Origin of the sequence: Limnohabitans sp., assembly GCF_030158565.1 — a bacterium.
In the GTDB taxonomy this organism is placed as follows: Bacteria; Pseudomonadota; Gammaproteobacteria; order Burkholderiales; family Burkholderiaceae_C; genus Limnohabitans_A.
On the sequence record NZ_JAOASQ010000060.1, the window covers coordinates 21,740 to 31,419 of the forward strand.

The 9,680-nt window shown below is 61.7% G+C and carries 10 protein-coding genes; 9 read left to right on the forward strand and 1 reads right to left on the reverse strand.

Annotated elements, in window-relative coordinates; genetic code table 11:
* The first annotated feature begins 184 nt into the window (after nucleotides 1-184).
* From Q1W40_RS12795 to Q1W40_RS12835, 9 genes are all read left to right on the forward strand, one after another.
* Entirely contained in the window at nucleotides 185-541 is a 357-nt protein-coding gene (locus tag Q1W40_RS12795) for a hypothetical protein (RefSeq protein WP_300712677.1), read from the forward strand.
* Nucleotides 538-1,545, forward strand: a complete 1,008-nt coding sequence (locus tag Q1W40_RS12800) for a GspMb/PilO family protein (RefSeq protein WP_300712679.1) — start codon at nucleotides 538-540, stop codon at nucleotides 1,543-1,545. Before Q1W40_RS12795 ends, Q1W40_RS12800 begins: the two co-directional genes overlap by 4 nt.
* Nucleotides 1,542-2,951, forward strand: a complete 1,410-nt coding sequence (gene pilQ / locus Q1W40_RS12805) for a type IV pilus secretin PilQ (RefSeq protein WP_300712681.1) — start codon at nucleotides 1,542-1,544, stop codon at nucleotides 2,949-2,951. Before Q1W40_RS12800 ends, pilQ begins: the two co-directional genes overlap by 4 nt.
* A gap of 105 nt (nucleotides 2,952-3,056) precedes the next feature.
* Nucleotides 3,057-3,611: a shikimate kinase gene (locus Q1W40_RS12810; protein WP_300712683.1), complete on the forward strand. Its 555-nt coding sequence runs from the start codon at nucleotides 3,057-3,059 to the stop codon at nucleotides 3,609-3,611.
* 31 nt (nucleotides 3,612-3,642) lie between these two features.
* Entirely contained in the window at nucleotides 3,643-4,755 is a 1,113-nt protein-coding gene (aroB, locus tag Q1W40_RS12815) for a 3-dehydroquinate synthase (RefSeq protein ID WP_300712685.1), read from the forward strand.
* Nucleotides 4,739-5,902, forward strand: a complete 1,164-nt coding sequence (locus tag Q1W40_RS12820; protein WP_300712687.1) for a deoxyguanosinetriphosphate triphosphohydrolase — start codon at nucleotides 4,739-4,741, stop codon at nucleotides 5,900-5,902. Before aroB ends, Q1W40_RS12820 begins: the two co-directional genes overlap by 17 nt.
* Nucleotides 5,903-5,929: 27 nt before the next feature.
* Nucleotides 5,930-7,120 (forward strand): MFS transporter, encoded by a 1,191-nt coding sequence (locus Q1W40_RS12825; protein ID WP_300712689.1) that lies wholly within the window; start codon nucleotides 5,930-5,932, stop codon nucleotides 7,118-7,120.
* A 42-nt stretch (nucleotides 7,121-7,162) separates the two neighbouring features.
* Nucleotides 7,163-7,726 (forward strand): DUF1415 domain-containing protein, encoded by a 564-nt coding sequence (locus Q1W40_RS12830; RefSeq protein WP_300712690.1) that lies wholly within the window; start codon nucleotides 7,163-7,165, stop codon nucleotides 7,724-7,726.
* Nucleotides 7,723-8,595 carry an SAM-dependent methyltransferase gene (locus tag Q1W40_RS12835; protein ID WP_300712692.1) on the forward strand — a complete coding sequence of 291 codons (873 nt, stop codon included), beginning with the start codon at nucleotides 7,723-7,725 and terminating at the stop codon, nucleotides 8,593-8,595. The genes Q1W40_RS12830 and Q1W40_RS12835 overlap by 4 nt, the downstream gene beginning before the upstream one ends.
* Before the next feature lie 8 nt (nucleotides 8,596-8,603).
* Here the strand turns inward: Q1W40_RS12835 and Q1W40_RS12840 are convergent, their stop codons facing one another.
* On the reverse strand, nucleotides 8,604-9,569 hold the full coding sequence (locus Q1W40_RS12840; protein WP_300712694.1) for a tripartite tricarboxylate transporter substrate binding protein: 966 nt from the start codon (nucleotides 9,567-9,569) through the stop codon (nucleotides 8,604-8,606).
* Nucleotides 9,570-9,680 lie beyond the last annotated feature (111 nt).

Below are 9,680 nucleotides of genomic sequence, written 5' to 3' on the forward strand. Positions count from 1 at the left end.
CCAGCAACAATCAAGGCGGCGGTGGCTGTTCATCGGGGCAGGGCTTGTTCTGGGTGGTGTGTTGGCTGCAGGCGGTTTGTCGGTGCTGGCTGGACAAACTGAGCAGTTGAAGTTGCAGACACAGAGGGTTCAAAACCAATTGACTGAGAGCAAACGTGCGGCGCAAACACGCCAACAGAAGCAGATGCACCTGCAATTGGTCGGCCAGCAGTTGCGGCAACTGACGCACTTGAAATCGCAACAAGAAGCTTGGGTTGAACTGCAAAGCAGCCTGCTGGATGTGATCCCGGGTCAGGGTGTCCGATTACAACGGTTGCAAGTGGAAGCAGGGCGTATAGACCTGCAGGGCCAAGCGGCGCATGTGCCGGCCATGAGCCTTGTTGCACAAATGCTGGCTGAGCGCTGGGGCACCCCGCTGCACTTGCAAAGTTTGGAGACCGGTGGGGCTGCCACTGGGGCGTCCGCGTTCTCATTTGCCTGGCAAGGCCAATGGTCGGCGTTGGACCTCGGCCCGGGACCATCCCGCAAAGGCCAGCCATGACTGCCCGGTTCTCTCCAGTCTTCAGTGCAGAGGCATGGAGCCGTGTTCAGCGTGGGTTTGTGCGTCAAATCCGGCGATGGGTTTGGGGGCTTGGCGGACTTGTATCGGGCGCTGGTGGTGTGTTCTGGTTGGCCAGTGAGGTCTGGGATGCGCATGACCTGGCACAGCAGGCCTTGGCTCAGGCCCAGTCGCAGTGGCAAGTCCAGACCCAGACCCAGACCCAGACCCAGACCCAGACCCAGACCCAGACCCAGACGGTGTCTTCTTCACAACGCGAGCAGCCTGAGTGGCTTGTTGATGAAGCACTTTGGGGTCGCTTGCCCAGCAGACTGCCCACAGATCTCGCTTCAGGGCTTCAGCAGGCCTTGCAGCAGCACGGATTGACCGTCCTGTCTTTGCGTGCCATGCCAGAGGTCCCAATGGGACCGTTGCAAAGTCAAACGCTGGCCTTGCGCTTGAATGGCCATTTTGCCGATTGGGTGCGTGGCTGGAAGGCCTTGGTTGCATCCGGACCTGTGCTGACGATCGAGCGCATGAGCGTTGTGCCGTTGACGCAGATCCAAGGTGTTCAGTTGGATCTGGTCTTGCGCGTCTGGTTCAACCCTGCCTCTGCGGGCGATGTAGCCTTGCCTGCATGGCCGCCCAGCAAGGCTTGGGCAAAGTCCGGTGACGCTGATGCAGATTCGCGGCCGCGTGTCTTTGCGTTGGCCGCAGAGTCTGATTCAGCCTCCTCAGTCACCTGGACCTCAGCACCGCAGGCGTCTGTGTTGACAGATGACCCCATGACTTGGCCAGTGGAGCGCATCCGTTTGCTGGGCACTTGGCATGCCAGCGGAAGTTGGCAAGCGGTGCTCAGTGCAGGTGGCGTGTGCGTGCCTGTGCGGCTGGGGCAGCGTATGTCGCGCGAAGGTCATCAGGTGCATGCGATCCGCCATGATGCAGTGGTATTGGGCGCGGCGCAGGGGCAAAAACTCGAACTCAATGTGTCAGGAGGTGGGCGATGAGACATGAACATTGGTCATGGGCGGCTTGTGCAATGGTGGTCGGTTGGTCAACTGCGAGCTGGTCACAATCGCCGACTCCTGTCATCGATCTGGATGGCGCCCATCCGGTCGTTCGTTCGGCAGTCACCGCAGATGGGGCGCCCATCAGCCTGAACTTCCAGAACATCGATATCCGTGCCTTGTTGCAGGTGTTCGCCGAATTCACAGGGCTGAATTTGGTGGTGTCTGATGCAGTCAGTGGCCAGATCTCCGTGAGACTGCTGGATGTGCCTTGGGTTCAGGCTTTGGGCGTTGTCCTTGAATCCAAAGGCTTGGCCTCACGCCGTGAGGGCAAGGTGATGTGGGTGGCCCCCAGGGATGAGTGGACTTCGCGTGAGAAAAAACACCTGGAGGCACAGACGGCGCTCGAATCGGTGAGTCCTTTGCAGATGCTGTCACTGCGCTTGAAATACGCCCGAGCCACCGAAGTGGTGCAACGGTTGTCCGGTACGGCAGGCGCTGGCACCCCTGTTGCGCGATGGCTCAGTCCTCGGGGAACGGCGCTGGCAGAACCTCGGACCAATCAGCTGTTCATACTGGATGTGCCGAGTCGTCTGGCCGAAGTGGGGCAGATGATTCAGAAATTGGATGTGCCTGTTCGACAGGTTTTGATCGAAGCACAAATCGTCGAAGCCGACGACCAGTTTGGCCAATCGCTGGGGGTGCGTTTGGGCTTGGGTTCAGCTGGACGGATGGGCAACAAGAACTTGAATTTTGGGGCAAGCAACGCCACCACAGGTGCAGGGGTGGTCACCGGTCATCAAGTGAATCTTCCTGCGGGCAGTGCCGGGCAGACGCTGAATGTGCCATCGGCTTTTGCGGTCTCCCTGTTCAATGCAGCGGCGGACCAGTTCATCAACGTGGAAATTTCCGCACTGGAGGCCGATGGTCGCGGCAAGGTGGTGTCGCGCCCCAGGGTGATCACGGCAGACCAGACCAAGGCCCTGATTGAACAGGGTACGGAGTTGCCTTACCAAATGTCGTCCGGCATTGGCGTGACAGCCATCACTTTTCGCAAGGCCAACCTCAAGCTCGAGGTCACGCCGCAAATCACTCCAGAGGGGGCGGTGGTGCTCGATGTGGACGTGAACCGTGACAGCGTCGGCCAGCTCACCCCAGCCGGTTATGCCATCAACACCAAGCACGTCAAAACCCAGGTGCAAGTGGACAATGGCGGCACGGTGGTACTGGGCGGCATTTACGAAGATGCCGAGCGCAACGACGAAGCCAAAGTGCCAGGCTTGGGTGATGTGCCCGGACTGGGGTGGCTGTTCAAAAACCGCAACCAAACGCGGCGCAAATCGGAGCTGCTGATTTTCCTCACGCCGCGTGTGGTGACGGACGTGGCCATTGCGCCAGCGCTTTGATGCGCGCTGTCTGGGGGCTGCTGTCGGGTCGAATACACTTGGTGCCTCTGTTCGGGTGGCCCATTTGTCGCGGTGCTGTCCCGAGTTTTTGTGTGAGATTTCCCTTTGAGCATCATCTTCGTGGGCCTTCCGGGCTCGGGCAAAACCACCATCGGCAGGCAATTGGCCCGCCGTTTGGGCCTGCCTTTTGTGGATTCCGACCATGTGATTGAAGACCGTTTGGGTTGTTCGATCAGGGAATTCTTCGCCCGCGAAGGGGAAGACAGCTTCCGCGATGTGGAGCAGCAAGTGCTGGATGACCTGAGTCAGCATCACCAAGGCGTGCTGGCCACGGGCGGGGGCTCGGTTTTGCGCGAAGTCAACCGCCGCCATCTGCACGACCGTGGCCATGTGATCTACCTGCGCTCTGCGCCGGAAGACGTTTACCGCCGGGTGCGTCACGACACCGGCCGCCCCTTGCTGCAGGTGGACGACCCGATGGGGCGCCTGCGGGCACTGTACGAAGCCCGTGATCCGCTGTACCGCGCCACCGCACACCATGTCATCGACACCGGCCGCCCCTCGGTGTCCACCTTGGTCAACATGATCATCATGCAACTCGAGTTGTCGGGCCAGTTGCCTGCCCGGCCAGAGAGCCCCGCACCCCAAGCCACGCCCTGAGCAGACCGGCAAAGCCCTACACTTGAGGGCTATGTCAGAGTCCACCATTTCCCTTGAGCAGGTCGCCATTTCGCTGGACGACCGCAGTTACGACATCCACATTGGCCAGCGCCTGCTGGGCCGAGCTGAGACCTGGGCCGGTTTGCCCAAGGCCCAGACGGCCATGATCGTGACCAACGACACCATTGCGCCGCTGTACGAAGCTGCTTTGCGCGCCGCCATCAGCCCGCGTTACAAGCAAGTCCACACCGTGGTGCTGCCGGACGGCGAGGCCCACAAGGACTGGCAGACCCTGAACCTGATTTTTGACGCACTCTTGTCCAAGGGCTGCGACCGCAAGACGGTGCTGTTTGCGCTGGGTGGTGGCGTGATCGGTGACATGACCGGCTTTGCTGCGGCCAGCTACATGCGCGGCGTGCCCTTTGTGCAGGTGCCCACCACGCTGCTGTCGCAAGTCGACTCTTCTGTGGGCGGTAAAACCGCCATCAACCACCCGCTGGGCAAGAACATGATCGGCGCCTTCTACCAGCCGGTGCGCGTGGTGTGCGACCTGAACACCCTGACCACCTTGCCCCTGCGTGAGCTGAGTGCAGGCCTGGCCGAAGTCATCAAATACGGCCCGATCGCCGACATGGCCTTCTTCGACTGGATCGAGGCCAACATCGAAGCGCTCATGGCGCAAGACCCGGCCGCGCTGGCGCACGCCGTCAAGCGCAGCTGCGAGATCAAGGCTTGGGTCGTCGGCCAGGACGAACGCGAAGCGGGCCTGCGCGCTATCCTCAACTTTGGCCACACCTTTGGCCACGCCATCGAGGCGGGTCTGGGCTTTGGTGTCTGGCTGCACGGCGAAGCCGTGGGTTGCGGCATGGTCATGGCGGCCGAGTTGTCGCACCGTCTGGGCAAGGTCGATGCCGCTTTTGTGGTGCGCCTCAAAGCCCTGATTGAACGCGCGGGCTTGCCGGTGCGTGCGCCGCTCATCGATGCGAGCGACAACGCAGGCCACTACATCGCCCACATGCGCCTCGATAAAAAAGCCGAAGCCGGCGACATCAAGTTCGTTGTGATCGACGGTCCTGGTCAAGCCACCGTGTGCGGTGCACCCGATGACATGGTGCGCGATGTGATCCATGCTTGCTGTGCCTGAAGTTTTGAACGCCACCGGCTTGGCCCCCTGGGCCAGCCACCCTTCGCAAACCCGTGGCCGACGCCATGCCGAGCCGCCCGCACCCACGCGCAATGCCTACCAAAGGGACCGCGACCGCATCGTGCACTCGACGGCTTTTCGGCGGCTGGTCTACAAAACGCAGGTGTTCCTGAACCACGAAGGTGATTTGTTCCGCACGCGGCTCACGCATTCGCTGGAGGTGGCCCAGCTGGGCCGATCGATTGCCCGGGTGCTGGGCTTGAACGAAGACCTGGTCGAGGCGATCGCGTTGGCACATGACCTGGGCCACACGCCTTTTGGCCATGCCGGGCAGGATGCGCTGCACGAATGCATGGCCGAGCAAGGCGGGTTTGAACACAATTTGCAAAGTCTGCGCGTGGTCGATGCGCTGGAAGAGCGCTATCCCGCTTTTGATGGCCTCAACCTGAGCTTTGAAACGCGTGAGGGCATTCTCAAGCACTGCTCGCGGGTCAACGCCGAAGCCATCGAAGCCCAAGAGCCCGGGGGGATCGCGCAGCGTTTTCTGGACCGAACGCAGCCGAGTTTGGAGGCGCAGTTGTGCAATCTGGCCGATGCGATCGCCTACAACGCCCACGACATCGACGACGGGGTGCGCTCGGGATTGCTCTCGCTGGACCAGATGCACGAAGTTCCCCTGTTTGACCATTACTTGCAGCAGTCGCTGGCCGAGCATCCGCAACTGCGTGACAAGCCCCGGCGTTGGCTTTACGAGAGCACTCGCCGCATGCTCAGTGCGCAGGTTTATGACGTGATCGACACCACGCGTGCGGCGATTGCTGCAGCCGGTATTCAGACAGCCGATGAGGCGCGACTGGCCGGGTCATTGGTGCGCTTTTCTGACGAGATGAAGACGCGCAGCTCCGAGCTCAAGAAATTTTTGTTTGCGAGTTTGTACCGCCATCCACAGGTCACACAGATCATGGGGCAGGCGCAGCAGGCCGTGCGTGAATTGTTTGAGGCGTACCTCTCGCAGCCTCAGGAGATGCGCGCCGAATTCGCGGCCCGCGAAGACCGTCACCGCGCGGTGGCTGACTACATCGCGGGCATGACCGATCGCTTTGCGCTGCGTGAACATGAACGCCTCACAGGGCGCAAGTTGTTGTGAACGGCCTTGGGGGGCTGATCCATGGTGATGGCTTCTTCTAAACACAGCGCTTGGCTGGTCGTCGCGGCTGGCGGCGTGGCCGCCTTGCAGGTGGGCAAGTTGCCGCCCGCTTTACCGGCCTTGCAGGCTGAGCTGGGTCTCACGCTGGTGCAGTCGGGCTTTTTGTTGTCCATTGTGCAGGTGGCGGGTTTGAGCCTGGCCGTGTTCATTGGTCTTTGGGCCGATGGCATGGGGCTCAAGCGCAGCATGGTGCGCGGCCTGTGCCTGCTGGCGCTGGCCAGCGGCCTGGGCGGTTTTGCCACCTCGGTCACGGCACTGCTTGTTTTGCGCGCCATCGAAGGCCTGGGCTTTTTGCTGGTGGCGCTGCCAGCGCCCGCCTTGATTCGCCGCCTGGTCCTGCCACCACAACTGCCCGGCATGTTGGGCGTGTGGGGCGCCTACATGCCCACTGGCACGGCGCTGGCTTTGTTGTTGGGGCCTTTGTTCATTCCGGCTTGGGGTTGGGGCGCCTGGTGGTGGCTGTTTGCAGCGGCGTCGTTGGCCATGGCGCTGTGGCTGTACCGGGCGGTGCCTGCAGATCCGCTTGCCGATGCGGCCCGAGCAGGGCAGGGCGCATGGACCCGTTTGCGCTTGACGCTGAGCATTCCCGGCCCTTGGCTGGTGGCCCTCACTTTTGGCATGTATTCGGGTCAGTGGCTGGCGGTGGTGGGCTTTCTGCCCTCCATCTACACGGCGGCGGGTGTCAGCGGCGCGTTGCTGGGCGTGCTCACGGCCTTGGCCGCTGCCGTCAACATGGCAGGCAATATGGCTTCGGGTCGCTTGCTGCAAGGCGGCTGGGCACCGCGCTCGACTTTGTGGCTGGGCTTTGGCGCCATGGCACTGGGCAGCACGCTGGCTTTTGCCACCTTGACCGATGCTTGGCCTTGGCTGCGTTTTGCCGGGGTGCTCTTGTTTTCGGGTGTGGGCGGCCTGGTGCCGGGCACCTTGTTCAGTCTGGCGGTGCGCCTGGCGCCGGGCGAGCAGCAGGTCGCTACGACCGTGGGCTGGGTGCAGCAGATGTCGGCATTGGGCCAGTTTGTGGGGCCACCCGTGGTGGCGGCCGTGGCCGCGCGTGCGGGCGGTTGGCAGTTCACGCCGCTGGTCACCGTGGGCTGCTGCGTGGTGGGTGCGGTGCTGGCTTGGTTGGCTGGGCGCTTGTTGGCGCGCCAAGGCGTTTGAGCAGGCTTCTGAGGGGTTTCGCCGCACAGGCACAATCGACGCATGACCGAGATTTCTCCCACACCACACATCGAAATTGCCGACACCGTGCGCTGGCTCGAACGCGCCGTGATCGGCCTGAACCTTTGCCCCTTTGCCAAGGCCCCGCATGTCAAAGGTCAGATCCATTACGCCGTCAGCGAAGCCAAAGGTCTCGAAGGCCTGCGTGACGAACTGATCGAACAACTCCAGGCGCTGGCCGCTCTGCCGCCCGAAGAGCGCGAGACCGTGCTGCTGATCGTGCCGCAGATGCTGCGCGATTTTCTGGAGTTCAACGACTTTCTGGATGAAGCCGATGCGGTGTTGCAAGAGCTCGACTTGGAAGGTGAATTCCAGATCGCCAGTTTTCACCCGGACTTCCAGTTTGCGGACACCGAGCCGGATGACATCACCAATTACACCAACCGCTCGCCGTACCCCACGCTGCACCTGATCCGCGAAGCCAGCATCGACCGGGCGGTCGAGGCGTTCCCTGAAGCCGAGATGATTTACGAAACGAATATGGCGACGATGGAAAAGCTGGGGCTGGATGGCTGGAAGGAACTGGATGTGGGGCCCACGCCATGAAGAAAAAAACACAGGCTATTGACAGCCAAGCCTTGCCGCCCGAAGTGCGCCCCGGCCAGTCGGTCGAGCTGCTCAAGCAGCTGCACATCCTCACCCGCGACGGCAAGCTCAACCAGGACTCGCGCCGCAAGCTCAAGCAGGTGTATCACCTGTTTCAGTTCATCGAAAAGTTGTTGCTGGACCTGCCCACCAGCGACAACGGCCCCACGCTGGCCGACCATGGCGCAGGCAAGTCCTACCTGGGTTTCATCATTTACGACCTGTTTTTCAAAGCGCTGGGAAAAGGCACGATCTACGGCATTGAAACGCGCAGCGAACTGGTTGAATCGTCCAAAGCGCTGGCCGAGCGGCTGCACTTTGAGCGCATGCGCTTTCTGAATGTGAGCGTGGCCGAGTCGACGCAAAGCGCCGAGCTGCCCGAGCAGATCGATGTGGTCACCGCGCTGCACGCTTGCGACACCGCGACCGACGATGCCATCGCCTTTGGCCTGCAAAAGAAAGCCCGATACATGGTGTTGGTGCCTTGCTGCCAGGCCGAGCTGGCCCGGGCCCTCAACCAGAATAAGGCGCTGAACCTGCAGCGCACGCCCCTGGCCGAACTCTGGCGCCACCCCCTGCACACGCGCGAAGTGGGCAGCCAACTCACCAACGTGCTGCGTTGCCTGTATCTGGAGTCACAGGGCTACGCCGTCACCGTGACCGAGCTGGTGGGTTGGGAGCACTCGATGAAAAACGAGCTGATTCTGGCCAAGTACACCGGGCAGAAAAAGCGCTCAGCGGCTGAGCGCTTGCAGGCGCTGCTCAAGGAGTTTGGACTGGAAGCCATGCTCAAGCACCGCTATCCAGCCCTGGATGTGTCACCCGTCTGAGTGGAGAGTCACTCTGCTTCGATCTTCGCGTCGCGGATCGCCTTGGCCCATTTGACGGTTTCGGCCTTGTTGCGCTGGGCCAGGGCTTCTGGGGTGCCGGGAGCGGTTTCAAAACCGATGGCTGCGAACTTCTCCTGGATGTCTTTGTCGTTGGCTGCGGCGTTCAGGGCCTTGTTCAGCTTGGCGATCACGTCGGCCGGGGTGCCCGCCGGTGCGAACATCGCAAAGTAGGCGATCAGTTCGTAGTCCTTCAAGCCCAGGGCTTCGTTGACGGTGGGCAGCTCGGGGATGGCCTTGGAGCGCTGCATGGATGTGACGGCCAGGCCACGGATCTTGCCCGCTTTGACTTGCGGCAATGTCACCGCAAAGTCGGCGGAGAACAAATTCACTTGCCCGCCGATCAAGTCGGTCATGGCCGCAGGCCCGCTCTTGTAGGGCACATGCGTCATTTGGATGCCCGACATGCTCATGAGCACTTCGGTTGAGACGCGTTGCGATGTGCTGGCGCTGGCAAAGGTGAGCTGTGTCGGTTTGGCCTTGGCCAAGGCGACCAGCTCCTTGAGGTTCTTGGCGGGCACGTCGTTGTTGACCGTGATGATCAGGGGCACCGACCCCATGTAGCCAATGGGTGCAAAAGCCGTGTCCTGGTCGTAGGGCAGCTTTTTCATCAGACTCTTGAGGGCGGCGTTGGTGCTGTTGGTGCCGACCATGAGGGTGTAGCCATCGGGTGCGGCTTTGGCCACGGCGTCGGCACCCAACATGCCGTTCACGCCAGCCTTGTTTTCGATGATGATGGGCTGACCCAGTTGCTCGGACATTTTCTGCACAAAGGCGCGGCCGATCTGGTCGGTGGCGCTGCCTGCCGCAAAAGGCACGATGGCCTTGATGGGTTTGCTGGGGTAGCTTTGGGCGTGGGCTGTGGCGGTGGCCAGCAGCGCAGCGGTCAGCAAGGTGGCGAGATAGGTGGTCTTCATGGGGCGTTCCTGGTTCAAGGGGTTCGGCTTATTCAATCACAAGGCTCAGCAGTTTGGCACTCAGGCATTTCCCGTGGGCGTCCAGTGCCAGCGAGCGGGTCACGCCACCGC

Bases quoted from the DNA above. Each gene is read 5' to 3' on its own strand.
- Q1W40_RS12795 (WP_300712677.1), top strand. From the start codon at position 185: ATGCACCTGCAATTGGTCGGCCAGCAGTTGCGGCAACTGACGCACTTG.
- Q1W40_RS12800 (WP_300712679.1), top strand. From the start codon at position 538: ATGACTGCCCGGTTCTCTCCAGTCTTCAGTGCAGAGGCATGGAGCCGT.
- pilQ (WP_300712681.1), top strand. From the start codon at position 1,542: ATGAGACATGAACATTGGTCATGGGCGGCTTGTGCAATGGTGGTCGGT.
- aroB (WP_300712685.1), top strand. From the start codon at position 3,643: ATGTCAGAGTCCACCATTTCCCTTGAGCAGGTCGCCATTTCGCTGGAC.
- Q1W40_RS12820 (WP_300712687.1), top strand. From the start codon at position 4,739: ATGCTTGCTGTGCCTGAAGTTTTGAACGCCACCGGCTTGGCCCCCTGG.
- Q1W40_RS12825 (WP_300712689.1), top strand. From the start codon at position 5,930: ATGGCTTCTTCTAAACACAGCGCTTGGCTGGTCGTCGCGGCTGGCGGC.
- Q1W40_RS12830 (WP_300712690.1), top strand. From the start codon at position 7,163: ATGACCGAGATTTCTCCCACACCACACATCGAAATTGCCGACACCGTG.
- Q1W40_RS12835 (WP_300712692.1), top strand. From the start codon at position 7,723: ATGAAGAAAAAAACACAGGCTATTGACAGCCAAGCCTTGCCGCCCGAA.
- Q1W40_RS12840 (WP_300712694.1), bottom strand. From the start codon at position 9,569: ATGAAGACCACCTATCTCGCCACCTTGCTGACCGCTGCGCTGCTGGCC.